Annotated in this window: 20 protein-coding genes; 7 read left to right on the forward strand and 13 right to left on the reverse strand. The window is 70.6% G+C overall.

Translation table 11 applies throughout. The annotated features are described in order from the left end of the window. The first annotated feature begins 24 nt into the window (after positions 1 to 24). Positions 25 to 1,770 (forward strand): M14 family zinc carboxypeptidase, encoded by a 1,746-nt coding sequence (locus JRI60_RS44510; protein WP_204222133.1) that lies wholly within the window; start codon positions 25 to 27, stop codon positions 1,768 to 1,770. Here the strand turns inward: JRI60_RS44510 and JRI60_RS44515 are convergent, their stop codons facing one another. Next, positions 1,771 to 2,277 carry a hypothetical protein gene (locus tag JRI60_RS44515; protein WP_204222134.1) on the reverse strand — a complete coding sequence of 169 codons (507 nt, stop codon included), beginning with the start codon at positions 2,275 to 2,277 and terminating at the stop codon, positions 1,771 to 1,773. A gap of 234 nt (positions 2,278 to 2,511) precedes the next feature. Here JRI60_RS44515 and JRI60_RS44520 point away from each other — a divergent pair, with 234 nt between their 5' ends. After that, positions 2,512 to 2,901 carry a DUF2914 domain-containing protein gene (locus tag JRI60_RS44520; protein ID WP_204222135.1) on the forward strand — a complete coding sequence of 130 codons (390 nt, stop codon included), beginning with the start codon at positions 2,512 to 2,514 and terminating at the stop codon, positions 2,899 to 2,901. A gap of 64 nt (positions 2,902 to 2,965) precedes the next feature. Here the strand turns inward: JRI60_RS44520 and JRI60_RS44525 are convergent, their stop codons facing one another. The 3 genes from JRI60_RS44525 to JRI60_RS44535 all read right to left on the reverse strand — a co-directional run bounded on the left by JRI60_RS44525 (position 2,966) and on the right by JRI60_RS44535 (position 5,482). Continuing rightward, complete coding sequence (locus JRI60_RS44525; RefSeq protein ID WP_204222136.1) at positions 2,966 to 3,643, reverse strand: SDR family oxidoreductase; 678 nt, start codon at positions 3,641 to 3,643, stop codon at positions 2,966 to 2,968. Between the two features lie 15 nt (positions 3,644 to 3,658). Beyond that, entirely contained in the window at positions 3,659 to 4,657 is a 999-nt protein-coding gene (locus JRI60_RS44530; RefSeq protein WP_204222137.1) for a c-type cytochrome, read from the reverse strand. Positions 4,658 to 4,732: 75 nt separating this feature from the next. Beyond that, a complete protein-coding gene (locus JRI60_RS44535) occupies positions 4,733 to 5,482 on the reverse strand; it encodes a YceI family protein (RefSeq protein WP_204222138.1) in 750 nt (249 codons plus the stop codon). Between the two features lie 137 nt (positions 5,483 to 5,619). On the opposite strand from JRI60_RS44535, the gene JRI60_RS44540 reads away from it, so the two are divergent. Then, positions 5,620 to 6,000: a hypothetical protein gene (locus JRI60_RS44540; protein WP_204222139.1), complete on the forward strand. Its 381-nt coding sequence runs from the start codon at positions 5,620 to 5,622 to the stop codon at positions 5,998 to 6,000. A gap of 108 nt (positions 6,001 to 6,108) precedes the next feature. Here the strand turns inward: JRI60_RS44540 and cglD are convergent, their stop codons facing one another. Next, positions 6,109 to 9,453, reverse strand: a complete 3,345-nt coding sequence (gene cglD / locus JRI60_RS44545; RefSeq protein ID WP_204222140.1) for an adventurous gliding motility lipoprotein CglD — start codon at positions 9,451 to 9,453, stop codon at positions 6,109 to 6,111. Between the two features lie 244 nt (positions 9,454 to 9,697). Between cglD and JRI60_RS44550 the strand changes: the two genes are divergently transcribed. Beyond that, entirely contained in the window at positions 9,698 to 10,591 is an 894-nt protein-coding gene (locus JRI60_RS44550) for a TIGR02266 family protein (protein ID WP_204222141.1), read from the forward strand. 3 nt (positions 10,592 to 10,594) lie between these two features. On the opposite strand, the gene JRI60_RS44555 is transcribed toward JRI60_RS44550, so the two are convergent. From JRI60_RS44555 to JRI60_RS44575, 5 genes are all read right to left on the reverse strand, one after another. Next, positions 10,595 to 14,380 (reverse strand): AAA family ATPase, encoded by a 3,786-nt coding sequence (locus tag JRI60_RS44555; RefSeq protein ID WP_204222142.1) that lies wholly within the window; start codon positions 14,378 to 14,380, stop codon positions 10,595 to 10,597. Beyond that, entirely contained in the window at positions 14,377 to 15,621 is a 1,245-nt protein-coding gene (locus tag JRI60_RS44560; RefSeq protein ID WP_204222143.1) for an exonuclease SbcCD subunit D C-terminal domain-containing protein, read from the reverse strand. The genes JRI60_RS44555 and JRI60_RS44560 overlap by 4 nt, the downstream gene beginning before the upstream one ends. Before the next feature lie 273 nt (positions 15,622 to 15,894). Continuing rightward, entirely contained in the window at positions 15,895 to 16,686 is a 792-nt protein-coding gene (locus JRI60_RS44565) for a PhzF family phenazine biosynthesis protein (protein ID WP_204222144.1), read from the reverse strand. Between the two features lie 17 nt (positions 16,687 to 16,703). After that, positions 16,704 to 17,435, reverse strand: a complete 732-nt coding sequence (locus JRI60_RS44570) for a lysophospholipid acyltransferase family protein (RefSeq protein WP_204222145.1) — start codon at positions 17,433 to 17,435, stop codon at positions 16,704 to 16,706. Next, positions 17,432 to 18,223 (reverse strand): SDR family oxidoreductase, encoded by a 792-nt coding sequence (locus JRI60_RS44575; RefSeq protein ID WP_239470087.1) that lies wholly within the window; start codon positions 18,221 to 18,223, stop codon positions 17,432 to 17,434. Before JRI60_RS44575 ends, JRI60_RS44570 begins: the two co-directional genes overlap by 4 nt. Before the next feature lie 77 nt (positions 18,224 to 18,300). Here JRI60_RS44575 and JRI60_RS44580 point away from each other — a divergent pair, with 77 nt between their 5' ends. From JRI60_RS44580 to JRI60_RS44590, 3 genes are all read left to right on the forward strand, one after another. Then, a complete protein-coding gene (locus JRI60_RS44580) occupies positions 18,301 to 19,017 on the forward strand; it encodes a YqiA/YcfP family alpha/beta fold hydrolase (protein ID WP_204222147.1) in 717 nt (238 codons plus the stop codon). Between the two features lie 96 nt (positions 19,018 to 19,113). Next, complete coding sequence (locus JRI60_RS44585; protein WP_204222148.1) at positions 19,114 to 20,988, forward strand: metallophosphoesterase; 1,875 nt, start codon at positions 19,114 to 19,116, stop codon at positions 20,986 to 20,988. Positions 20,989 to 21,100: 112 nt separating this feature from the next. Further along, entirely contained in the window at positions 21,101 to 22,120 is a 1,020-nt protein-coding gene (locus JRI60_RS44590; RefSeq protein ID WP_204222149.1) for an alpha/beta hydrolase family protein, read from the forward strand. An 18-nt stretch (positions 22,121 to 22,138) separates the two neighbouring features. Here the strand turns inward: JRI60_RS44590 and JRI60_RS44595 are convergent, their stop codons facing one another. The 3 genes from JRI60_RS44595 to JRI60_RS44605 all read right to left on the reverse strand — a co-directional run bounded on the left by JRI60_RS44595 (position 22,139) and on the right by JRI60_RS44605 (position 25,678). After that, positions 22,139 to 23,419, reverse strand: a complete 1,281-nt coding sequence (locus JRI60_RS44595; RefSeq protein ID WP_204222150.1) for a serine hydrolase domain-containing protein — start codon at positions 23,417 to 23,419, stop codon at positions 22,139 to 22,141. A gap of 90 nt (positions 23,420 to 23,509) precedes the next feature. Further along, positions 23,510 to 24,286: a hypothetical protein gene (locus JRI60_RS44600; protein WP_204222151.1), complete on the reverse strand. Its 777-nt coding sequence runs from the start codon at positions 24,284 to 24,286 to the stop codon at positions 23,510 to 23,512. Positions 24,287 to 24,391: 105 nt separating this feature from the next. Beyond that, positions 24,392 to 25,678: a DcaP family trimeric outer membrane transporter gene (locus JRI60_RS44605; RefSeq protein ID WP_204222152.1), complete on the reverse strand. Its 1,287-nt coding sequence runs from the start codon at positions 25,676 to 25,678 to the stop codon at positions 24,392 to 24,394. Between the last annotated feature and the right edge of the window lie 20 nt (positions 25,679 to 25,698).

Consider the following 25,698-nt stretch of genomic DNA (forward strand, 5'->3'; position numbering starts at 1 on the left):
GGGTGTGCTCAGTAGGGAGCCGCCATGCTCCTGCCCGTACTCCTCGCACTCGCCCTCAGTCAGGCCCCCCTCACCACCGTCGCCGAGCAGAGTGGATGGACCCGCACCGGCCGCTACGCGGAGGTGGAGTCGCTCTGCCGCGCCTTCCCCAAGCGCTACCCCGGCAAGGTGCGCTGCGACACCTTCGCCACCACGCCCGAGGGCCGCCCCCAGCTCGTGCTCGTGGCGAGCGCGGATGGCACCCTCACCCCCGCCGCCGCCGCGAAGAAGAACCGCCCCGTCGTCTTCTTCCAGGGCGGCATCCACGCCGGTGAAATCGACGGCAAGGACGCCGGCTTCTGGCTGCTCAGGGACATGCTCGAGGGCAAGACCCTGCCGGGCGTGCTCACGCAGGTGACGGCCGTCTTCCTGCCCGTCTTCAACGTGGATGGCCATGAGCGCTTCGGCCCCAACAACCGCCCCAACCAGGTGGGCCCCGAGGAGATGGGCTGGCGCGTCACCGGGCAGAACCTCAACCTCAACCGCGACTACGTGAAGGCGGACGCCCCGGAGATGGTGGCGGTGCTGAAGCTGCTGCACTCCTGGGACCCGCTCTTCTACGTGGACCTGCACGTCACGGATGGCGCCAAGTTCGAGCACGACGTGAGCGTGCAGATGGAGCCGCAGAAGACGGGCCCGGAGACCCTGCGCACGTTGGGCACGAAGCTGCGCGAGGAGCTCTTCACCGAGCTGGAGTCCAAGGGCCACCTGCCCCTCGCCTTCTACCCGTCCTTCCGGGAGAACGATGACCCCGCCTCGGGCGTGAGCTACGGCGTGTCTCCCCCGCGCTTCAGCCACCCGTACTGGGCGGTGAACCGGCGCTACGGCATCCTGGTGGAGACGCACTCCTGGAAGCCCTACGCCCACCGCGTGGCCACCACGCGCCACGTGCTGGAGGGCCTGCTGCGGCTCGTCGGCCGGGACGGCCAGACGCTGATGGCCGCGCGAAAGGCCGCGGACGCCGAGGCCGAGTCCGGCAAGGTCCGCGAGGTGGTGCTCCTCTGGGAGAACACCGAGAAGAGCCGCCCCATCTCCTTCCGGGGCTACGCCTACGAGCGCATGCCCTCCGAGGTGTCCGGCCAGCCGTGGATCCGCTACGACGACACGAAACCGCAGGTATGGACGATTCCCTACTACGAGGAGCTGCGCCCGGGCCTCACCGCCACGCTGCCCACCGGCGGCTACCTGATTCCCCCGGCGCACGCGGCCTGGGTGGCGGAGAAGCTGACCGCGCACGGCCTGCGCTTCCAGCGGCTCGGTCAGGATGTCCCCTCGGCCCAGGTGGAGGTGTTCCGCGCCACCGAGACGAAGCTCCGCCCCGGCTCCGTCGAGGGCCACCAGGGGCTCTCCGTGAAGGGAGACTGGAAGAAGGACACACAGCCGCTCCCCAAGGGCACGCTCTACGTGCCAGCGGCGCAGAAGAGCGCGCCCCTGGTGGCGCACCTGTTCGAGCCGCTCGGGCCGGACTCCCTGCTCTCCTGGGGCTTCTTCAACAACCACTTCGAGCAGAAGGAGTACGTCGAGGACTACATCCTGGAGCCCTTCGCGCGCGAGCTGCTGGCGAAGGACCCCGCCGTCAAGGCCGCCTGGGAGGAGAAGCTGAAGGACAAGGAGTTCGCCAGCAACCCCCGCGCCCGCCTGCGCTTCTTCTACGAGCGCCACCCGGCCAACGACACCCGCTTCAACCTCTACCCCGTCTTCCGCACGGACTCGGCCCCCACGGCGCGGTGATCAACGGGGGGAGTCACCGCCTCCGAACAGGTTCACGAGCGCCGGACACGGCATCCTCGGCGTGTCCTCGCGCTGTCCGGGGGGCAGCATGTCATGCGCGATGCGCCACGCGATGGAACCCGCGACATAGGGAGCCGTGCACTCGTTTCCCTTGGCGTCGTTGCTCGGCTCTTCGCAGGTGGGATGGCAATAGCCCGCCTTGTGAGTCATCTCGTGCACCATCGTGCCCGCCCAGTACCAGGGCGCGAACCAGCCCACCTTCACCCGGTTCAGCTGGATCTGCTTCGACTCACCCCCGCCGTCCCAGGCATCCGTCAAGAAGAAGGCCACGGGATGGAGCGTGATGCGCGTCGTCACCTCCAACCCCGTCGCATGGGTCTGGATGGAGGGGACGAGCCCCAGTTCCGACTGCTGCCGCCAGGAAGGCGCATACCTCGGATCCTTCCCGAGGATCTCCTCCGCCGCCCGCATCTTCTCCGCGAACGCTCCGCTGTCGACCACCTTCAAGGCCAACTCCATGGAGGTCCGCATCCGCTCCGTTTCGGATTCGGGAATCTTGCTCAGCGGGCCGGAGCAGCGCTCACCCGAAGTACCTGCGACACAAACCTTTTGAATGGACGTGGTGGCGCAACCCGATACCAGCACACCTGCCCCGACCACGGCCCAGAGCCGCATCATCCGCTTCATGGCGATACCCCCTCCGAAATATTAGCGTCAGTGTCCCTCACCCGAGGAGACACCATGTCCAAGACCGCCTTGAAGTACCTGCTGCCCGTCCTGCTGCTCACCACGTCCGCCTTCGCCGCCGGCACCGCCGACGTGAAGGTTGGCACTGGCGTCGAGAAGTATGAGATCACCGGCGCCTCCGACAGCTTCACCGTCGCTCCGAACACCCGCATCTACGCCGCCACCAAGCTCACCGGTGCGGAAGTCGGCACCGTGACCGTCGTCTGGTCCAAGGACGGCCAGGAGGTCTCCAAGACGGAGCTGAAGGTGCCCCGCTCGTCCTACCGCACTCACGCCTACCGCACCTTCCGCGCGGGTGACTCCGGCTCCTGGACCGTGAAGGTGGTCGGCGCCGATGGGGCGGAGCTGGGCTCCGCCTCCTTCAAGGCCGAAGTCTCCGGCTGACCCCACGGGCGCGAGCTGGCACCGGGTGTACCCCACCTGGTGCCCCTCTCGCGCCGCGCGGCCCTCACCAGGGCAGCGGCCGCAGCTCCGTGTCGAGGAACAGCCCCGAGTGCTCCGGACGCAGCCGCGAGATGGCGGCCACCATGCGCTCGGCCACCACATCGGCCGTATCGGGGGCCTTGTCACCGCCCATGGCCGTGCGCGCCCAACCCGGATGCAGGGACACGCAGATGACCCGGGGCTCCTGCGCGGCCTGCCAGCGCGTCAGCGCGTTGAGCGCGGCCTTGCTCATGGCGTACTCGGGCTTGCCGCTCACCCGGAATACGGACAGCGAGCCCGAGTCCGAGCTCACGTTCACCACCACGCGCGGCTCCTCGGCGGCCCGCACGCGCTCGATGAAGGCGTCATAGACGCGCATCGGCCCCGCGGCGTTGACGTCCAGGATGCGCGCGGCCCGCTCCAGATCCATCCCCGGCGCCCGCTGCGGCCCCCCGTTGAGCGCGGCGTTGTTGATGAGCACGTGGAGCGGCCCCGGAGGACAGCGCGCCGCCGCGGCCCGCACCGACTCCGTGGAGCCCACGTCCATCGCCACCACGTGCAGCCGGGACGAGGCATGCGCCCGCAGCTCCTCCGCCCCCTCCGGGTCCCTCACCGCGGCCACCACCTCATCACCCCGCGCGAGGTACCTCGTGACCAGCTCCAGGCCGATACCCCTCGATGCTCCAGTGACGAGTACACGCATGCGCGCCTCCCTGGCTCACGGCGTGGCGGGCGCCACGACAGGCGGGGTGCTCCACGGCAGGACGTTGTTGTCCACCGGCGGCAGCGTCTTCAGGTAGTCGTAGATGGCGCCCAGGTCCTCTTCCGCCATCCCCGCGTAGGCCATCCAGGCCATCACCGTGTTGCGCTCCGGGGCGACCTCGCGCCGCGCCTCGGGCAGCGCGTGGCGCTTGAAGAGCGCGATGAAGCTGCCCCGGCTCAGCCCTCCGAGTCCCGTCTCATGCGGGGTGAGGTTCGAGCTGCGCACCATGGCGTCCTTCTCCAGCCCGAACTCCTGGCCTCCGGCGAACAGCTTTCCTGGCAGCGGCTCGCGCTTCTCATCGGTGGGGGTGTGGCAATCCACGCAGCCCGCCACGGTGCTCAGGTACCGGCCGTAGGCCACCGTGTCCGAGCGCGCGGGCGCGGTGACGGCCTTCTCCAGGGGCTCGGGCATCAAGCGGATGAAGACGTTCACCGGGAAGTCGAGCCGCGTCTTCGCCAGCGGGTTGCGGATGGCCGGAATGGACCTCAAGTACGCCACGAGCGCCTCCACGTCCTCGTCGGACATCTCCCGGTAGAGGCGGTAGGGCATGAGCGGCATCAGCGCCCGGCCATCCCGGCTCACGCCCTCGCGGATGGCGCGGATGATCTCCCCGTCCGTCCACTGGCCCAGACCCGTCTCGGCATCCGGCGTGATGTTGGACATGCACATCGTGCCGGGGAAGCCCGTCTCCGGCCCCAGGCACTGGCCTCCACCGCCCTCCGTGCCGGGCTTCGGCGGAGTCCCGAAGAGGCCCGTGTCCGCCTGCGAGTGGCAGTGGAAGCAGACGAAGACGTTCTCCGTGAGGTAGCGGCCTCGCGCGAGCTTCTCGGGGGTGACCTCCACCTTCTGGGCCGAGGCCGGGCGCGACCGCGGCCTCGCTCCCAGCACGAAGCCCGCCGCACCCAGCACCACCAGCAAGAGCACGGCGAGACCCGCCACGACGACCTTCTTCATCATTCACATCCTCAACGGGGGGGAATGGCTCTTTTTAGCTGAATTCCCGGTCTCGACCCATCCCCCCGGCCCGGCTCACGGGGACGCGCGCTGCCCTCGCACGTCGATGACGAAGTAGAGCTCGTCCTTGTTCTTGAAGAGCCCCGCCACCATCGAATACGGCTCGAAACCGAACTCCGTGTGACGGGTCGTCAGCACACCGCGTGCGGCCACCCGCTGCTCGTCCACCGCCACCTCCAGCGGCAGCTTCACCTCGTGCGTCGCCCCACGCATCGTCATGTCGCCCGTCACCTCCACCACCGGGTATCCACCCTCGCCCCGCTCCCCCGTGAGGGTGCAGGACGTCGAGGTGAACTGGATCGACTCGTGGTGGGCCAGGTCCAGCTGGTCCTCCGCCCGGAGGTGCTCGCGGATCGTCTCCCGGTCGCTCTCGGGGACGCGGTCCTCGCCGAGGAGGTCGCGCATCTCGTCACGCTCCGGATCCAACCCCTCCACCCGCACCGTCACCGCCACCGAGCAGCCAGACAGGTTGGAGGGGTCGAACCGCACCGTGCCCGCCCAGTCCGTGGCGCGCACCACGTGGTCGTGCCCGAGCGAGGCACTGAAGATCTGCACGTAGAGGTGGCTCTTCTCCAGGTCCGCGTCGAGCGAGTAGGTGCGCTGGCCGGGCGACAGGGACTCCAGGCCACTCGTGCCACCGGGAAAGTCACCGCGAGCGGGGAAGGTGATGCGCTCCCGGTCCTCGGCGGGGGTGGTGCCACAACCAGAGAGGGCGGCCGCGCCGAGCAGCGTGGCGGACAGGAAGAGGGAGAAGCGGCTCCGCATGGAAGACTCCGTGTCGGGGGGGAGTGTCTGACAGTGACACCGCGACTCTAGCACCGGCGCCGCGTGCGCCCTGACCACCCGGGAGGCCCTGCTACCGTGCGCACCGTGGTCCCCCATCCACGACTGGAGTTCCTCGCGTGAAGGCTCTTCTCCCCGTTGTCACCCTGCTCGTGTCCCTGCACCTCACCGCCTGTGGAAAGGCCGAAGCGGGCGACGACTGCTCTCCGGACAACAGCGCCACCTGCAGCAGCACCTCCGAGGCCCTGTGGTGCGAGAACGGCAAGCTCCGCGCCATCCCCTGCAGCGGTCCGAGCGGCTGCACCGAGACGAATGGCGGCCTGACGTGTGACTTCTCGCGCGCACAGGCGGGCGATGCCTGCCCGGCCACGAGCGAGAACAAGGGCCAGTGCGCGGTGGGCAACCCGGATGAGGCGCTGCGCTGCACCTCGGGCACCTGGACGGCGCTCACCTGTCAGGGCTGCTCCGTGCAGAGCGGGCAGATCACCTGCATCCCGTGAGCCCGAAATAGCAGGGGCCGGAGGCCGCTGGAACATCAGCGACGTCCGGCCCCGGCTTCAGCGACCCCGGCGGAAGTGGCTCCGCCGGGGCACGCCAACCTCACGAGCTCAGCCGATCTTACCCTCGCAGCGGCAGGTGCTCATGTTGCACGTCGTGCTGCCGGTGCAGCTGCCACCGCAGTTGTCCTTGCAGACGCACGAGCAGGAGTTGGCGTCGGCCTGGTAGGTGGAGCCGCAGTTGAGCGCCGCCGTGTCGCAGACGCAAGCGCAGGCGTTCGCGTCGAACTTGAAGCCCGTGGCGCAGGTGGCGCTCGCCACGCACTGGCAGGAGCAGGTGCTCGTGTTGCACTGCTGGAAGCTGCCGCACGCACCACCGCAGTCCGCCGCGCAGACGAAGCCGCACACGTCCTTGCTGGTGTTGCACACCTGGCCAGGAGCGCCGCCACCACCACAATTCGACGGGCACTCGCACCGGTTCGTCTGCCGGTTGCACGTCAGGTTGCCCTTGCAGAAGTCCGCCTGCGTCGGGTCGTAGTAGCCCGTGTCCGTCGAGCAGGGAGGCGGGTTGCCATCCTTGTTCGGCGTGAGGTCGGCCCAGTAGCGGTAGGAGATGGCGGCCTTCGTCGAGCCCGCGGCGGCGGGACGGCACGCGCCGTAGAAGGCCAGCGCCTGGCTGACACCGTCCACGTCGAAGCCGTTCACGCGGCTGCGCGGCAGGTCGCTCGCGTTGCACTGCGAGGAGTCCCGCACCGCCTCCACCGCCACACGCACCGAGGCGCCGATGGGCGGCTTGAGCGTGCGGTAGCCCGAGGAGGCAATCGCGCTGTCGAAGATGGTGTTGATGGTGTTCTGGATGGACGTGGCGCTGCGGATGCTGCCCGTGATGCCGCCCGTGGCCTGGATGACCTCCACGTGCCGCTGGTCGTTGACGGGCTCGCCCGGATAGCACTCGCCACCGGTCGCATCGCAGATGATGCCGTGCATGGGGATGAGCTGGCCGGTGGGGTTGGCGCTCTTGAAGTAGTCGATGTACGTGCTCACGGCCGTGCTGTCGTTCGTGTCACGCACGTCGGTGAGGATGATGACCACCAGCTTGGCGCCCGGACGGTACTTCTTGTCCGTGGGGGTGCCGGCGTTGGTCATGTAATCCACCGCGCCACGCGCGCTGTGCAGGGTCTTCTCGTCGCTGGAGCCGCTGATGCCGATCCAGCACCCCTGGGTGGTGTCGGGGCACGGGGCGTCCTTCTGCAGCCACGCCTTGAACTGGTTGATGTCGCGGGTGAAGCCGCGGAACACCCCGGCGTTGGGGATGCCATTGCCCGTCTGCGTGTAGGACGTGCTCACCATGGAGATGCGCCAGTCGAGCTGCGAGTTGGCCAGCCGGTTGGCCACGGCCGTGGCGGCCTGGCCCAGCGCGCTCTGGGACGTCTCCATGGAGCCGCTGTCGTCCACCACGAAGAGGAAGTCGGCCATGCCGTTGCCCGTGGTGAAGGTCTCGCACTGCACCGCGTCCGCGTCACCGAACTGGGCCAGCGCCGTGCCGCCCGCGGTGTCGCTCATGACGAAGAGGCCGGGCTCCACGAAGCGGTTGGCCGGAGTGATGGCAATCACCACCAGCACGCTCGAGTTCGAGCGGTGCACGTACTGCGCCTGGATCTTGTACGGACCGGCCGCGTTCGAACCGCCCGTGAGCGTGCCAGCGCCGGAGCCGACGAGCGTGTTGGCCACGGAGTTGGCGTAGTCACGCAGGTTGGTGGTCGCGGGCTGGTCGTAGTAGGCCAGCACCGCCGGGTGACCGTCCCAGGTGGTGAAGCTCTGGGTGGTGGCGGTGGTCGACGTCACCGACGGGGAGAACTGGCCACGCACGCCCAGCTCGTCGTTCACCGCCGTGGTCGAGGTGCCCACCTGGCCGCGCTTGTAGGCGATGAAGGCCACCTTGTGCGCGTCGTCATAGCCGATGAAGCCCTTGCTGTTGCCGTTCAGGACGATCTGCTTCACCTCCTGGAACTCGGGCCGGAGCGCCAGGCGGACGTCGCCGCCGCTGTCCTCCCGGAACGTCACCTGCCGCAGGTTCTGCGCGGCACAGGCCTGGCCCGCCGGGGTGTTGACGGCGCCATCCGCTCCGTTGTTCGGGTTCAGCTCGCCCGTGTCCGTGCGGCCGTTCTGGTTGGCGTCCTCGGCGCCGTCGGCGATGCCGTCGTTGTCCGAGTCGTTGTCCACCGGATCCGTCTTGGTGGACGTATCCGAGTCACCGGAGTAGCCGCAGTTGGTGACGGGCGCCGAGCCGGTGGCGACACCGCGCTCCACGCCGTCCAGCAGGCCGTCGCCGTCCGTGTCGCGGTTGGACGGGTCGGTCTCGCCCGGATCCTTCAGGCCGTTGCCGTTCACGTCCTCGCCCAGGAAGGTGCCCTGGTTGGGGCCATCGACCAGGCCGTCGCAGTCGGAGTCCTTGGAGCGGGGATTGGACTCGCCGGTGTCCACCGCGCCGTTGTGGTTCTTGTCCTCCACGCCGTCCTTGAGCCCATCACCGTCCGTGTCGGCGTTGTTCTTGTCGGTCTCGCCCGGATCCACGACGCCGTTGCCGTTGGCATCCTCGACGTCGTCCGGCTGGCCATCGTTGTCCGCGTCCGGCCGGGTGCCCGTGCCGCAGTCCTTGCCCGCCAGCGGATCCGTCTCGCCCGGATCCTTCTTGCCGTTGCCGTTGATGTCCTCCGCGCCGTCCTTGCAGGTGTCGTTGTCCGTGTCGGGGTTGCGCGGGTCGGTGCGGGTGACGTTCAGCTCGATGTTGTCCGAGAGGCCATCGCCGTCCATGTCGCGCAGGCGCGGGTCGGTCTCACCCAGGTCCAGCACGCCGTTGCCGTTGGCGTCCTCGGCACCATCCAGCAGCCCGTCACTGTCGGTGTCGGGGTTGGCCGGGTCGGTCTCGCCCTGGTCCTTCTTGCCGTTGCGGTTGGTGTCCTCCAGGCCGTCCTTCAGGCCGTCACCGTCCGTATCCGGGTTGGTGGGGTTCGTCCGGGTGGCCGGGTCCGAGTCGGCCCTGAAGAGGGCAGCGCATTCCGCGCTCGTGTTGAGGCTGGAGGTGCGGCCCACCTCGAGGCCGTCGCGCAGGCCGTCGAGGTCCGTGTCGCGCACGCCCGGCTTCGTCTTCGAGGTGTTGTCCGGAGGGTAGTAGTTGCCCCACTCCTCCGCGTTCGACAGGCCGTCGCAGTCGGTGTCGATCTTGTTGTTGTTCGGATCGCGGGTGGTCGGCACCGGAATCTCGACCTGGTCGGGATCCACACCGCCGTCGGGCTCTTTGGGGCCCCCATCGGGATCCGGGGTGCCACCGTCATCGGTGGGATCGGGGTTGACCTGACCGGCATCATCTTCGCCCGGGTCGACGGGACCCGGACAACCTGTAGCGAGAGCGGCCACGAGCAGAGCGGCCGCGAGGAATCTGGAAGGGACACTCATGGCGATTCGAGACCCGCGGAAGTGAGGAGGTGGTAAGAGGGGGACTGCATTCCGCGAAGCGTACGATTGCACTCGCCCTTTGTTGAGGTGGGAGTCTAGGCGCATGTCTCTCGCCAACTGGTGACCGCATGGTAGGAGTGCAGGCGCTTGGAACAATTGCAGCCGCCCGGTTGCAGAGCGGCCATTAACAGGAAATACACGATAGATGACCCAGGGGAGGCAGGCTCGGCTATCCTCCGTCGACGTGCCAGTGTTCGGTCTCGCGGCGTTGTGGAACGGCTCGGCCCGTGCGGAGCGGGTGCGAGAGCTGGTGGAGGGGCTCGGGGCGTTGCTGCCCTCGCCGAAGCCGCCTGGCATCGTCGTGGCGCTGCGAGAGGCGGAGGCCTCGCTGGAGCTGAAGGTGGAGGTGCCCAGCTACCCGCGAGCGGCGGTGGAGGCCCTGACGGAGCAGGTGCAGCAGAGCGGCGGGACGTTGGTGGAGCTGTGGCGCCTGCCCAAGGCGCAGCGCGATGCGTTCCGCGAGGGCTCGCTCACCGGTCCGGACACGCACGCCCTGGAGGACTTCGAGGCGGCGGCCATCGTGCTGCACGGGCACCTGCAACAGCTCGCCGTGCGAGAGCCCATCCCTGACGGGCCTCCGCGGGGGCCCGCCTCCGTCCCCATCGCCTTCTTCGACACCGCGTCCAAGGCCGCGACGCACTCCGCCCCCGAGCCCGAGGAAGCCGCTCCGGCCGAGAAGCCCACCGCCCCCGAGCCCGAAACCGAGCCGACGGAGACAGCCGACAGGCCCGCCGGCCAGGTCTACGAGACGTTCGACACGCTGCGCCGGGGCCGCCGCTTCGCGGTGAAGCTGGAGATGGAGTTCCGCACGGAGCTGGACTTCGTGCGCGAGCACGCGACGAACATCTCCAACGGGGGCCTCTTCGTGCGCACGGCGCACCGCCCGCCCGTGGACAGCGTGGTGACGGTGCTGGTGAAGCTGCCCAACGGCGAGCGGCTCCAGGGAGACGCGCTGGTGGTGCACGTGGTGGACGACCCGTACAAGGGAGGCGTGGGGCTCGCCTTCGTCAACGACGACCCCAGCTTCTCCCAGACGCTGGACCGCTACCTGGCGAGCCTGGCCGGCCCGCTGAGCTGAGCCCTACCCCACCGATGCCGAGGGCCGCGCGTCGGGAACCGGGGGGACGAGGAGTCCCGGCTCACCCATCACGACGAGCCGGCTGCGCCCGGCGCCCTGCTTCACCACGCGCACCTGCACGCCGATGCGCTCGGCCAGCCCGGACACGTGGGAGATGATGCCCACCTGCCGGCCGGTGGCCTGGAGCGCATCGAGCGTGGCCAGGGCCATCTCCAGCGTCTCCGGGTCGAGCGTGCCGAAGCCCTCGTCGATGAAGAGCGTCTCCACCTGGGTCGTCTCCGAGGAGAGCGAAGCGAGGCCCAGGGCGAGCGCCAGGGAGACGAGGAAGCTCTCCCCGCCCGAGAGGCTGGAGACGGCACGCACCTCGTCGCCCATGTCCTGATCCACCACCTGGAGGTCCAGGTCGTACTTCGGCACGCGCATGAGGCGGTAGCGGGGAGCCAGCTCCTCGAGGTGCGCGTTGGCGTGGTGCAGGAGGGCGTCCAGGGTGAGGCTCTGGGCGAACACCTTGAACTTGCGGCCATCGTGCGAGCCGATGAGCTCGCTGAGGGTGCGCCACACGCCGCTGGCGCGCTGCAGCTCCTCCAGGAGCCGGGCCTGCTCCCCCTGACGGCGGCGGGCCTCGTCATCCTGCTCGAGCCGGGCCTTCAGGGTGGCGGCGGCCTGGCGCCGGGCCTCGGTGTCGGCGCGGGCCCGCTCGCAGGCGGCCGGGGCATCCGCCTCGGCGATGGACGGGAGCCCGGTGGACTCGTGCCGGGTGCGCTGGCCCTCGCGCTCCTGGCGCACGGAGACGGCGTGCTCGTGCGCCTGGCGGAGTGCCGTCAGCGCGTTCTCCTCGGCCGCGCACCAGGCGGCATCCCGCGCGAGCAGGGCACGCACGGACTCGAGCGTGAGACCCCGGGCCGACAGCCGCGACGAGAGCGCCGCCTCGGCCTCGGTCCTGGCCGCGCTCGCGGACTCTCGGGCCCGCACCGCCTCCTCGACACGCGCGGCGGCGGCGGCGGCCTGCTGCTTCGCCTTCTCCGCATCGGCGCGCACGGACTCGAAGAGGCGGGAGGACTCCTCCAACTCCTGGCGCAGCTCGGCGCGAACCTCGGTGGTGGGACGTCCTCCGAGCACCACCGCGCGCGCCGCCTGCGTCTCGCGGAGCACGGACTCCAGCCGCGCCAGCTCCCGTGCGCAGAGCTCGGCCTGGGAGCTCCGCTCCTTGGCGAGGGTCTCCGCGGGAGCACGGTTCTTCTCCGCCTGCGCCACGCGCGTCTCCGCGTCACGGAGCGCCTGCTCGCGGGTGTTCCACTCCGCCACCCACTTCGCGCAGCGCGCGCGGAAGCTCGCCGGGTCGGCCGTCAGCGACTCCTCCCAGCGCTGCGAGTCCTTGAAGGGCGCCGCCAGCCCGGCCAGCACCTCCTGGCGGACGCGCGCGGCCTGCTCCACGTCACGGGTGGCGGCGGCCTGGGCCTCGGTGTTCTGGCGCAGTGCCTCCTCCGACTGGCGCAGCACCTTCTCCACCGCATCGAGGCGCTCGCGCGCGACGGTCAGCGCGGCCCGGGCCTCCTTCGCCTCGCGGGCCAGCTTCTCCGCCGTCTCCTCCTCGGCCTTCAGCGCGGCCAGCTGCGCCCTCGCCTCCGCGAGCGCCGACGCCAGCCACGCCTCGACGTCCGGCGCCTCCACGTCCTCCGGGGGCAGCACGCCCGGGAGCTTCGCGCGGGAGTGGCTCCACGCCTCGCGCTGCTGGAGCCGCCGCTTCGCCGCGGACTCGCGCCGGCTCTCCGCCTGCGACGCACGCGGGCCCGCCGCCGACGCACGCGCGCTGGCCGAGGCCTCCTCCTGCACCGCGGCCTTCAGCTCCCCTTCCAGCGCCTCCACCCGCTCCCGCGCCTTCGTGGCGAGCCCCTCCAGCGCGCTGCCGGAGCGGCGGTAGGGGTGCTCGGTGGCACCACAGAGCGGACAGGGGTGGCCCTCTCGCAACTCCGCGCGGTGCTCCGCGAGATCCAACGTCGCCCGGGCCTCGGTGAGCGCCCGCCGGGCCTCCTTCAGCGCGGCTTCCCGCTCGATGCGGCGCACCTTCGCGGCCTCGGCCTCGGCCGTCGCGGCGCCCTGCTCCAGACGGGCACTCGCGGCTTCCTCGGCGGCTTCCTGCTCGGCACGGGCCGCCTCGCTCGCGCCCTTGCGCGCCTCCGTCAGCGTCCGCAGTCCCTCCTGCCGAGACAGCAACGACTCCCGCCGGGCCCGCCGCTCCGCACCGGCATCCACCCCCAGCGCGGCCTCGGCACCGGCCACGGCGGCCTCCGCCGACTGCACGGACTCGCCCGCCTTGCGGCGCTCCTCACGACGGCGCTCGGCATCCGCGCTCAACGCGCCGGCCTGTGCGCTCACCTTCGCGAGCGACTCGCGGGCCGTGGCCTCCTCTCGCGCCGCGCGGCCGTAGCGGGTGAGCTCCGCGTCCCACCGGGGCCACTCGCGCGCCAGCGCCTCCAGGCGTGCGTACTCCGTGAGCCAGGCTCGCGCGGCCTCCACCTCCGAGCGCGCGGCCGACTCGTCCCGCGCCACCCGCGCCACCTCGTCCCGGGCTTGCCGCTCGGACTCCCGGGCCTCGTCCAGCTTCCGCGTCGCCTCCTGGGCATCGCTCCGCGCGCGCTCCAGCGCCGCGTCCAGCTTCACGGCCTCTTCCAGCGCCGGACGCGCGGCCGCTTCCGCCTCCACCGCCGCCTTCGCCCGCGCCTCCGCTTTCGCCCGCGCCTCCTCGCGCACCTGCTCCGAGGCCCGTGCCGACTCCGCCTCCGCGCGCCGCGCCGCCAGCGCCGACTCCGCCTCCGCCAGTCGCCGCGCCTCCTCGTCCGCCCGGTTCAACGGAGCACGCAACACTTCCGCGGCGCGCACCCGCTCCAGCTCCACCTTCCGAGGCTCCGCGGCCCGCAGCGCCTCCGCCGCGCCCTGGAGGGCCCGCTCCGCCTCCGCCTCCTGCGCCACCAGCCGCGAGCGCTCCGTGTACCAGTGGAGCGCCTGCTCGGCCCGGGCCTGCACCGCCTGGGCCTCCACCAGCGCCGACTCCTCGCGTGCGCGGCTCTCCTCCACCGCCGCGCGCTCCTCGTCCGGCAGACGGGGAATGGCCTTCACGCCCCTCTCCAGCTTGTCCAACTCCTCCTGCGCCGACTTGTGGCGCTGGTGCGCGGCCATGGACACCCGGCTGTACACCTCCGTCCCCGTCATCCGCTCCAGCAACTCCGCGCGCTCGTTGGCATCCGCGCGCAGGAAGGCGGCGAACTCGCCCTGCGCCAGCAGCGCCGAGCGGCGGAACTGGTCGAAGGACAGGCCCAGCCGCTCCTCGATGGCCTTGAGCACCTCGGACTTGGTGCGCCCGAAGGTCTGCTGGTTGGCCACGTCGGTGAGGCTCATCTCCTGGGGACGGAAGCGGCCCTCGGCGCGGTTGCGCGCCCGCCACACGGACCAGCGCGCGCGGTAGCGCCGGCCGTCCCTGCCCTGGAAGTCCACCTCGGCGAAGCCCTCGCCCGCGCCCCGCCGCAGCATGCCGCGCACGTCGTTGGCCTGCAGCCGCGCCTCCTCGTCCTCGTCCGGACGGCCCACCGGCGCGCCTCCGCGGTCACTCAGCCGGGGTGTGCGGTCGAAGAGGGCCAGGCACATGGCGTCCAGCAGCGTGCTCTTGCCCGCGCCCGTGGCGCCGGTGATCGCGAACAGCCCCAGCTTGTCGAGCGGCGGCTGGTCCAGCTCCAGCGCGAAGTCGCCCGCGAGGCTCGTCAGGTTGCGGCCACGAATGGCGAGAATCCTCACGACGCGTCCTCCTGCACCTGGGTGAGCAGCGAGTGGAAGGCCTCGAGCAGCGCCGGCTCCGGCGGCTCGGTGTAGTCACGCGCGTAGCGGGCGCGGAAGACGTCCTCGGGGGTGCGCTCCTTGAGGGAGAGGCCCGGCCGTCCATCCGCGAGCGCGTTGCCGGTGCCGGTATAGGCGGGGGTGAGCTTCACCAGGCGCGCGGCCTTGCCCTCGAGCGCGGCCTCCACGCGGCGGCGCAGCGCGGGCTCGGGGCGGAGCAGCGCGACGCACACCTCCAGGTAGGGACGGCGCCAGTCGGGTGTCTCGGCCTCCAGTTCGGGCAGGGCCTCCAGCTGTTGCACCACGTCATCCAGCGTGGCCACGTCGCGCGCGGGCACCCGGAGGATCTCCACCCGGCGAGGCACGTGCAGCGGCCTCACGGAGGAGAGCGTCTCGCCCTCCAGCTCCACCAGCAGCACCTGGTGCGCGTAGCTGGCCTCGGAGAGGGACAGGGGCAGGGGCGAGCCGCTGTAGCGCACTCCCTCGCGCCCGCCCACGCGCTGCGCCTTGTGCAGGTGCCCGAGCGCCGCGTACGCCACGTCCTCGGGGAAGAGGTCCACCGGGAGCGCGTGCTGGTTGCCCCCGAGAATCTTTCGCTCGCTGAGCGCGGACAAATCGGTGCCCACCATGTAGCAGTGACCCATGGCCACGAGCGCCTGTCCGGCCTTGCGCTTGGAGCGCGCGCCCTCCAGCACCTCGGCGTAGATGGAGCGAACGCCCTCGACGAGCCTGTCGCCCGCCTCCTCGGCCACGAGCGGCAGGTCCGCGGGCCGCAGGTACGGCACCGCCGCGACCCATGCGCCCACCTTGCCCTGTGCGTCCTTCAGCGGCACCAACAGGCGCTCCAGCTCCACCGAGCCGCGCGACCTGGGCAGCCCGCCCACCACACGCACGTCGAGCGCGGCGAAGAGTGGATCCGGCGCATCCAGGCGCGCGGCCGAATCGTGGTTGCCGCCGATGACGACGATGTCGAGCCGGGGGCAGCGCCGACGGGCGCGAGCGACGAACTGGTACCAGGCGGCCTGGGCTTCGGCGCTGGGGTTGGCGGTGTCGAAGATGTCGCCGGCCACCAGGAGCGCGTCGACCTTCTGGACCTCGAGCGTGTCGAGCAGCCACTCGAGGAAGGCGGAGTGCTCGGCCTCGCGCGAGGTGTCGTACAGCGTATGCCCGAGGTGCCAGTCCGACGTGTGCAGCAGGCGCATCCGTGCGCTCCCCTCCTGTGTCCGCCACGAGCCGGGAGCGGTGGGTTCCGCTGACTGCTCGTACGTTCAGGCGGCGCGCAGTGTGCACGCCGATAGGCACGGTGCCAACGGTGAGAATGAGGCCTACACGAAGGGGGTGAAAACGGGTGGACGGACACAATTCCGCTGGAAAAGTGCGGCGGAAATGCGGATCCGAACGGTTTCACTTCTCACCGGTGAGAAGTGGATTCGAACCCCTCGGTTTCACTTCTCACCGGTGAGAAGTGAAACGCTTCACAAGGTGATGTGCCCCTCGAGGTACAGCACCGCCTGTCCGGCCATGCCCACGCGCTCGCCGCGCGCCTCGCACTGGAGCACGCCGCCCCGGTGGGACACCTGGTGCGCCAGCAGCTGCTGCTTGCCCAGCTTCTCCGCCCAGTACGGCACCAGCGTGCAGTGCGCCGAGCCCGTCACCGGATCCTCCGGCACCCCCACCCGCGGCGCGAAGAAGCGCGAGACGAAGTCCGCCTCCGAGCCTCGCGCCGTCGCCGTCACCGCGAAGTAGTCCAGCTGAGCCAGCTTCGCCATGTCCGGGGCGAGCGCCCGCACCTGCTCCTCGCTGTCGAACACCGCCAGCAGATCCCTCGACACGAGCGTCTCACGAGGCTCGGCGCCCAGGGCCTCGACGAGCCCCTCCGGCACCGCGCACGGCTGGGGCGGCCGGGCGGGGAAGTCCATCTCCATCCAGTCCCCCTCCAGCTGCGTCACCACCAGCGGCCCCGAGCGCGAGTTGAACTGCGCCCGCTCCAGCCCCGGTGCCAGACGCGTGAAGAGGATGTAGGCCGAGGCCAGCGTGGCATGACCGCACAGGTCCACCTCCTGCGTGGGGGTGAACCAGCGGATCTGCCAGCCGCGCACCTCGTCACGCAGGACGAAGGCCGTCTCCGAGAGGTTGTTCTCCGAGGCGATGGCCTGGAGCACCTCGTCCGGCAGCCACGCGTCGAGCGGGCACACCGCGGCGGGGTTGCCGCTGAAGACCTGGGAAGTGAAGGCATCGACCTGGTAGAGCCGCAGGCGCGTGGGCATGGGGGGACGTGTTTATCTCAACCCGAGGAGTCATGAGAACCCAGGGCCTGGAGGATGAGGCCCCGGACACGTTCGGCGAGCACCCCCTCGTCCGAGCCGAAGTCCTCCGGGCGGACGAGCGGCAGCACCTGGACGCGCACGCGCGCATGGGGGTTCATCCACGGGCCGTCGCCCTCCACCAGCTCCGTGGTGCCCCGAATCACCACCGGAACCACCGGCACCCCCGCCTCCAGGGCCAGCCGGAAGGCGCCGCGCCGGAAGGGCAGCAGCCGGCCCGCCTCGCCGTAGGTGCCCTCGGGAAAGAGGAGCACTGGCATGCCCCGCCGCAACCACCCCCGGCAGACATCCAGCATTTCACGCATGGACTGGGGCCGCCCCCGCTCCACCCGCACGTAGCGCAACAGGCCCATCATCCACCCCAGCAGCGGAATCCGGAAGAGCGAGGCCTTGGAGACGAACTTGAAGGGGTGGAAGAGGCCCATGGCCGCGAGGATGTCCGCCATGGACTGGTGGTTGGCCACCAGCACGCACGGGCCCTCGGGCAGCAGCTCACGCCCCTCCACCCGCGCGCTCCACCCCGGCCAGGCGCGCAGGTACTGGAAGCACCAGTGGCACACGTATGCGTGCAGCACGCGCCGCTCCGGGTCGAACGGCAGCGTCAACAACCACAGCGCCACGCCCAGCAGGAACCCCGGTACGGCGGTGAGCCCGAAGACGGCCCAGAACCAGAGCGTGGCGGCGTATCTCACTTGGAGGACTGGGTGAGGACGCTGGCGAACTGCATGGCGTAGTTCACTTCCAGCCCTCCATCCACCACCAGCGTCTGGCCGTTGACGTACGAGGAGCCCTCGGAGCACAGCCACTCGATGGTCTTGGCGATCTCATCCGCGCTGGCCACGTAGCCCACCGGGACGCTGTCCTTCACCTTGGCCTCGAGCGCGGTCCAGGCGTCGCCCATGTAGAAGCGGCTGGAGTCGGTGTCGATGTAGCCCGGGTTGACGGCGTTGACGCGGATGCCGGTGGAGGCCAGCTCGGCGGCCAGGTACTTCACCAATATCTCCATGGCGCCCTTCATCGCGCCGAGGAAGCCGTGGAAGGGCAGCGGCATGCGCGAGTCCATGCCGGACACCATGACGATGCGGCCCTTGCGGCCCTCCATCAGCGGCACGGCGCGCTGGGCGCCCAGCAGGAAGCTCTTCACCGTGACGTTGAACGTCTTGTCCATCTGGTGGAGCTTCATCTGCATCAGCGGGGTGAAGGCGGTGGAGGCGGCGTTGGCCACGAAGACGTCCAGCGCGCCGAACTCCTGCTGCACCAGGTCGAAGGCGGCATGGAGGCTGGCCGGCTCCAGCTGGTCGGCGATGACGGTGCGGCAGCGGCGGCCGAGCGCCTCCACCTCCTTCGCCAGGGCCTCGGCGGCCTCGGCGTCACGCCGGTAGGTGGAGACGATGTCGTAACCCGCCTTCGCGAGTCGCAGGGAGAGGGCGCGGCCCACGCCACGCGAGCCACCGGTGATGAGCGCCACGGGAGCAGTCATGTCCCCGGGCATAGCACCTTCCGGCCGCGTCGCGCGCTCCCCTGCGCCGGGAAGTGTGTCGGATAGAGTGCGCCGCCATGAACGTCGCCTCCACTGCCTCCTCGCCTTCCGCCGGCCCGCGCTGGCTCTACCTGCACGGCTTCGCCTCGGGGCCGGAGTCCGCCAAGGGCGTGGCCCTCGCCGAGCACTACGCGCGCCAGGGCATCCACCTGGAGCGGTTGAACCTGCGGCAGCCCTCGCTCGAGCACCTGAGCCTGAGCGCGATGATGCGCACGGTGCGCGACGCCATCGGCGGCGAGCGGGACAGGGCCATCATCTTCGGCTCCAGTCTGGGCGGGCTGACGGCCTGCCGCGTGGCGGAGGAGGACGCGCGGGTGTGCGCGCTGGTGTTGCTGGCACCGGCCCTGCGCTCGCCGGAGCAGATGCGGCGCAACGTGGGAGAGCAGGGTCTGCGCCAGTGGCAGGAGACGGGCTGGCTGGAGACGACCGACTACGCGGAGAAGCGCAAGGCGCGCGTGCACTCCGGCCTCCTCCACGACATCGACACCATCGACTCGCGCTCGGGTGGCTGGCCGGACGTGCGCGTCCCCACGCTCCTCGTTCACGGGCGCCAGGACACGACGACCCTGCTCTCGTATTCGCGCACCTGGGCGCACGGCAAACGCCACGTCCGCCTCGTCGAGGTGGATGACGGCCACGAGCTGGTGAGCTCCCTCGGGCGCATCGCCTCCCTGGCGGACGACTTCCTGCGGCCCTTCCTCGTGCCTCCGGACGAGAAGGCGGGCCCCCGGTAGAAGGAGCGAGGCTCCACGCCAGCCCAGCGGCCGAGCGCACGCAAGCCCAGGCGCGACGAGGAATGCCTGTCGGGGCCTTCCGTTTGAGGCCCCACGATGCACAAGCGAATCCTCTCATCCTCCTGCCTGGTGGGTGCTCTGCTCGCCACGGCCTGTGAAGTCCCCTCCACTCCCCCGCCCTCTCCGACGGTGGCTGAAACACCAGCGCCGAAGGAGGTGCTCGACACCGCGGCCGGGCTCACCGTGACCAACTGCCGCATGCTCACCACTGCCCGCACGAGCGCCAGCGGCGACGACGGCGCCGGCAGCGTGGCCGCCAATACCCAGGACGACAACCTGGCTACGCGCTGGAGTGGCCCGGGCAAGGGTGCGTGGCTGACGATGGACCTCGGCACCTCGCAGTCGCTCGCGGGGGCGGCCATCGCCTGGCACCAGGGCAACACGCGCCAGAACCACTTCGTCCTCTCCACCTCCGAGGACGGCACCACCTTCACCCAGGCGTACGCGGCCGACAGCGCCCTGACGACCGAGGCCCAGACGTACCGCTTCACCGCGCGCAAGGCGCGCTACCTGCGCGTCACCGTCAACGGCAACACCGTCAACGACTGGGCCTCCATCGCCGAGTCCCGCATCTGTGGCGATGACGCCACTCCGTCTCCCACCGTGCCCACCACGGACTCGGGGGCGGCGCTGCCCCGCCTGCCGTACCTGCAGAGCGTGGGCCCCACCAGCGCCCTCGTGGCCTTCCGCACCGGCGTGTCCTGTACGCCCTTCGTGCGCTTCGGCGAGGGCGCGGACATCTCCCGCACCGCCACGGCCACGGTGGCCGGCTGGCGGCACGCGGTGAAGCTGGACGGGCTGCTGCCGGGCAAGACGTACAGCTACGTCGTCGAGGCGTGCGGCTCCGTCACCGGTGTGCGCCAGTTCCAGACGGCCACCGGCCCCGAGACGACGCGCGTGCGCTTCACCGCCATGGGCGACTTCGGCACCGGCGGCACGGCGCAGAGCCAGGTGCTCAAGCTGCTCGCGCAGCCCTCGCGCGCCGGTGAGTTCCTCCTCGCGCTCGGCGACAACGCGTACGAGTCCGGCACCGAGGCGGACTTCCAGGACCACATGTTCAAGCCCATGGCGGCCCTGCTGCGCGCCACGCCCATCTTCCCCGCGCCGGGCAACCACGAGTACGTCACCAACCAGGGCCAGCCCTACCTGGACAACTTCTACCTGCCGGCCAACAACACCGAGAAGAGCGAGCGCTACTACTCCTTCGATTGGGGTCCGGTGCACTTCGTCTCGCTCGACTCCAACTGCGTCATCGGCCTGGCCACGTCCGACCGCTGCACGCTGGCCGCGCAGAAGAGCTGGCTCTCCCAGGACCTGGCCGCCACGAAGCGGCCCTGGAAGGTCGTCTTCTTCCACCACCCGACGTGGAGCAGCGGCGAGCACGGCTCGCAGCTCAAGATGCGTCGCGAGTTCGCCCCGCTCTTCGAGCAGTACGGCGTGGACCTGGTCCTCACCGGCCATGACCACAACTACGAGCGCTCCAAGCCCATGAAGGGTGACGCGGTGGCGGCCTCGGGCACGCGCGGCATCGTCTACATGGTGGTGGGCAGCGGCGGCGCCAGTCTGCGCCCCTTCCCCGGCTCGCAGCCGAGTTGGACGGCCTTCCGCGACAACACCACCGCGGGCTACCTCGACGTGACGGTGGACGGCGGCACGCTGGCCGCGAAGCTCATCACCCCGAGCGGCGCCGTGCGCGACAGCCTCACGCTGACGAAGACGCTGCCCGCGGCGGTGCCCCAGATGACGGGCGTCTCGGCGATGTCGATGGAGACGCCTCCGGGCCCGGTGGACGACCCCACCCGGCAGCCCGCCTACATGCGCCCCCGGGCGCCGGTGCCGCCCGCCGACACGCTGGAGTCCGTGGCGGACGCACCCGAGCCCTCGGACACCATCGTCCGCGATCAGAAGTAACGCGGGCCCTCATGCGGCGGGGGTGAACACGGCCCCCGCCGCATCACGAGTTCCGGTTGGAATGCCGCCCGGACGCGGACAGGATGCGGCGGCCTTCCCCTGGAGCCCGAGAATGAACCGCATGCACTGGCTGGACGCACTCGCCGCGCGCTTCCTGGTGGCGCGCCAGCCCCGCTTCTTCGAGGAGGGTTGGGGCTCCAACGCGCTCCTGGAGAAGCTCACCCGAGGCCCCCAGGGCTTCGCCTTCCCCGAGCTCTCCGAGGTGACGATGCGCCAGCCGCGGCGCGAGGGGCGCCTGCTCGTGCGGGAGGGCCGCTTCCCCAGCCCCGCCGCGGTGGGCTCGTTGCCGGAGGCCTGCCGGGAGGCGCGCTTCCAGTTGCTGCTCCCCCAGGATGCCGGCCCGCGCCCGCCGGTGTGCGTCTTCCTGGCCGCCTCCGGGGACGAGGGCTTCGGCCTGCGCCGCTTCATCGCGCGGGAGCTGGCCCGGCACGGGGTGGGCGCGCTGCTGCTGGAGAATCCCTATTACGGCACGCGCCGCCCGCCCGGACAGAAGGGGCCCGCGGTGCGCACGGTGGCGGACCTGCTGCTGATGTTCCGCGCCACGGCGGTGGAAGCCACGGCGCTGCTGGGCTGGCTGCTGGCGTGCGGGCACCCCAAGGTGGGCATCTCCGGCTACAGCATGGGAGGCAGCATCGCCGCCCATGCCGCCGCCATGTTCCCGCTGCCCGCGGCCGTCATTCCCCTGGCCGCGGCGCACTCGGCGGCCCCCGTCTTCACCGAGGGCGTGCTGTCCGCCGTTCCCGACTGGGAGGTGCTGGGCCGCACCACCGGAGGAGCCGAGGCGGCGCGCCAGCGGCTCTCCGAGCTCCTCTCCGCGGCGGCCACCACCGCGCTGCCCCCACTGTCCAACCCGCGCCGCGCCATCCTCGTGGCGGCGCGCCAGGACGGCTTCGTCCCCTCGTCCTCCACGCTGCGCCTGCTTCAGCACTGGCGCGGGGCCGAGCTGCGCTACCTCTCGGGCGGACACGTGAGCGCCTTCGCCACCGGGCGCTCCACCATCATCCGCGCCATCCTCGATGCCTTCTCGCGCATCGAGCCCCTCCAGCTGCCCCCGGAGGAGCAGCGGGCCTGAGCGGGGCGGAGAGGTGCCTCACTCCTTCAGGGCGGAGTAGATGCGGAGGAAGATGTCGTTGGGCGTGTCGGAGGTCTGGTCCCACATGTTGACCATGATGACGCCCACGAGCTTGTTCTGGGGGTCGACCCAGGCGTGGCTCTTGAAGATGCCAGACCAGAAGTAGCGCCCCACCGGGCCCTGCTTCTCCACGAGCGCGGGGTCCTCCTGCACCGCGAAGCCGAGGCCGAAGCCGGTGCCGACGAACTCCGCGCGCAGCTCGCCGATTTGATTCCGGGTCATCTGCTCGACCGTCTCCTTCTTCAGGACGCGCACGCCGCCGAGCTCCCCCCCGTTGGCCATCATCTGGAGGAAGCGCGCGTAGTCGCTCGCCGTCGACACCAGCCCCGCGCCGCCCGAGCGGTAGCTCTTGGAGCCAGTGGTCTGGAAGTCAGGCGCGTAGGTGAAGAAACCCTCGACCACGTTGGTGCCCGTCTCGGGCACGCGCTCGAGCGAGCCCGAGGAGGTGTGCCGGTACAGCGCGGGCATGCGGGAGGCCTTGTCCTCAGGCGGGAAGAGGACCGTGTCCTTCATGCCGAGCGGCGTGAAGATGCGCTCCTGGAAGAAGCGGTCCAGCGGAGCTCCGGAGACCTGCTCGACGAGGTAGCCGAGGAGGTCCGTGTTGAGGCCGTAGGAGTAGGCCGCGCCCGGCTGATGCTTGAGGGGCAGCGAGGCCAGGGCGCGCGACTCGTCCGCGAGCGTCCACGGGGTGTGCTCGAAGCCGTCGGTGATACCGGCCTGCTGGTAGAGGGGACCGAGCGGCGGGCCCATGAAGCGATAGGAGATGCCGGAGGTGTGCGTCAGCAGGTGCTTCACGGTGATGGGCGTCTGGGCCGGCACGGTGCTGGAGTTGCCGCCCGGAGTCGCAGGCGGAGCGGCCAGCACCTGGACGTTCTGCCACTCGGGCAGGTACTTCGAGATGGGCTCATCCAGGCCGAGCTTGCCCTCCTCCACCAGCATCATCACGGCGACGCTGGTGATGGGCTTCGTCATGGACGCGATGCGGAACAGGGAGTCCGCTTGCAGCGCCGTCCCCTTCTCCCGGTCCAGCTGGCCAATGGCCTTCACATAGGAGTCCGAGCCATCGGTGCGCTGGAGGAGCACGACCGCCCCTGGAATCTTCTGGGAGTCCACCTGCTCGCGCAGGAGCGCCTCCACCGGCTTCATCTGCCGTCCGAGCGGAGACACGCACGCGGACAGCGCGAGGGCACTCAACGCGACGAGGAACTTCGACCACGACCTTCCTGGGAACCGAACCACGACGGACGCTCCTTGTTCGAGAAGCGCCGGACCCTAACAAGCCCGGGACGTGGCCTCACGAATGGAGTGTGAGGCCCCGAGCCCGAGGGATTACGGGTTCCCGCCCTGCGCGCCCTCGCCCCGCCCCCGCCATCCACCGGGACGGGACTGCTGCCGCTCCTCGCGCCGCATCTCGTCGTACTTCGCCTGCTGCGATTCATCGAGGAGGGACTTCACCTCCTTGTCCGTCTGGTCGCGCAGCTGGCGGATCTCCCGCCGCAGCTCCTGGGGCGACTTGCTGCCCGACTGCACCGCGTCGAGGAGCGCCTGACGCTGGGTGGTCTCGTTATCCATGTGGCGCGTGAGCGCCTGCTCCTGGCTGTAGCTCAACCGCGCGTCGGAGACGAACTGGCGCAGGCGCTCGGAGCGTCCCTCCAGCGCCTGCGCTTGCGCCTGCTGGAACTGCTGCTGACGGAGCTCGCGCTGCTCGGTGCGCATCTCGTCCTGGACCGAGCGCATCATGCCCTTGAGGTACTCGCGCCCGCCCTCGGAGCTCAGCGCCTCGCCGGCGATCATCCCGCGCACCTCCGTGCGGAGCTGCTCCACCTCGGCGGCCAGGGACGGCGGGACCGCGGCCACCAGGCCCCCGTCGGAAGCGGCCACCGGCCGCTGCTCGAGCAGCATCAACCGCTGGGACAGGCTCAGGGCGGAGTCCTCGAGGGACTTCACCCGCCGTTCGAGTGCCTCCAACTCCTGGGGTGAAGAGGCGGAGGCCGGGGGCTCGCGGGAGGGGGCGGGAGCCTCCGTCTCGCCACGAGAGCCCAGGAGGGTGACCGCGAGGGCCAGGGCGGACAGACCGAAGGATGCGAAGCCGAGGAAGCGATTCATATGTCTCTCCGGACGGTGGGAGGGGGCTCCGTATTCCATGGCCACCCGGAGGCCCACCCCACCCCGCAACACCTGGAGAGAATGGAGGTTAAAAAACCGCCCCGCTCAATAGAAGAAGCGGGTGGAGAAGATGAGCCGCACGGCGTCGGCCCGGGCCCCATCCATGTTCTCCCGCCGCCCGTAGAGCAGCTCCGCGCCGAAGGTGACGGAGCGCACCGGCGAAATGAGGAAGTTGCCGGAGAGGTAGTGCGTGCGCCTCAGCGCGCCGCCCGGCTGCACGTCCTGGGCGAACACCTCGAGGTAGCCGTAGACGAACGAGGAGGAGAGGTGCTCGGTCCAGTGCGGCTCGAGGGCGGCGAACAGGCCGAGCGAGGGCACCGCCCGCAGCCGGCCGGGGGCCACCACCAGCGCATCGAGCCCCAGCCCGGCCAGGTCGCTCGTGTAGTTGCCGATGCCGGAGCCATAGTGCACCTGGGCCGAGGCGCGCGAGCCCGTGCGGCCCCACGTCCAGAGCCCGCTCAACAGGGCGCCCCACCCCGGCACCGCGCGCTGCATGCCGCCCACCTCGTAATACCCGAGCCATCGGGCGAGTCCCGCCGCGCGCACGTGCCGGCCCGTGCCGAGGTTCCACTCCAGCGCGCCCACCACGTCCGGCAGGGGCTTGCGCACCTCCTCCGTGTCCGGGTTGGAGAGGGTGATGTCCGGCAGGGGCCGCTCCAGCGCCACCTGCACCAGCAGCGGGCCGAAGGTGTTCCCGTAGCGCAGCACCTCGCGCCGTGAGGCCAGCATGGAGCCCGGCCCCTGGAAGTCGAGGGTGTCGGGCACGGCCTCCAGGTCCATGAACGTCGTCCACTTGCGCCCCGCCAGCAGCGGACCGATGACGGCATACGCCTCGTAGACGCGGAAGTCCCCGCCGCTGGAGCCCTCGCCGTAGAAGTCCGCGGAGACATGGCCGACGAGCGGCCCCAGGAGCGTCAGCTTTCCCCCCTCGAAGAAGAGCCGGCTCTGCTTCGCGTTGAAGTTCAGGTTGGGCCCGCGCTGCTCCGCGCCCACCGGAATGGAGGCGGGCACGAAGTCCTCCTCGTTGAGGATGGGCTTGAAGTCATAGTTGAGGTCCACCTTGATGCGGCCGCGGAAGGAGACATAGCCGCGCCTCAGGTCCTCCTCGGTGGCGGGTCCCACCTTCACCACCATGCCCGTGAGCGAGGGGTCGACCACCGCCGGCTTCGACACCTCGGCGGGTGGCTCTTCCTCCGGGGGAGACTCCGGCGTCTGGACGCCACCGGGCGTCTCGGGTGCCTCGGGGACAGCGACATCCTTCGATTGTGCGAGGGTGCTGCTCCCGGCCAGCAACGCGCCCAGCAGCACCCCAAGTTGACCGAGCCTCCACATAGGACATGCCCCTTCCCGCT

Origin of the sequence: Archangium violaceum (assembly GCF_016887565.1) — a bacterium.
Lineage (GTDB): Bacteria > Myxococcota > Myxococcia > Myxococcales > Myxococcaceae > Archangium > Archangium violaceum_B.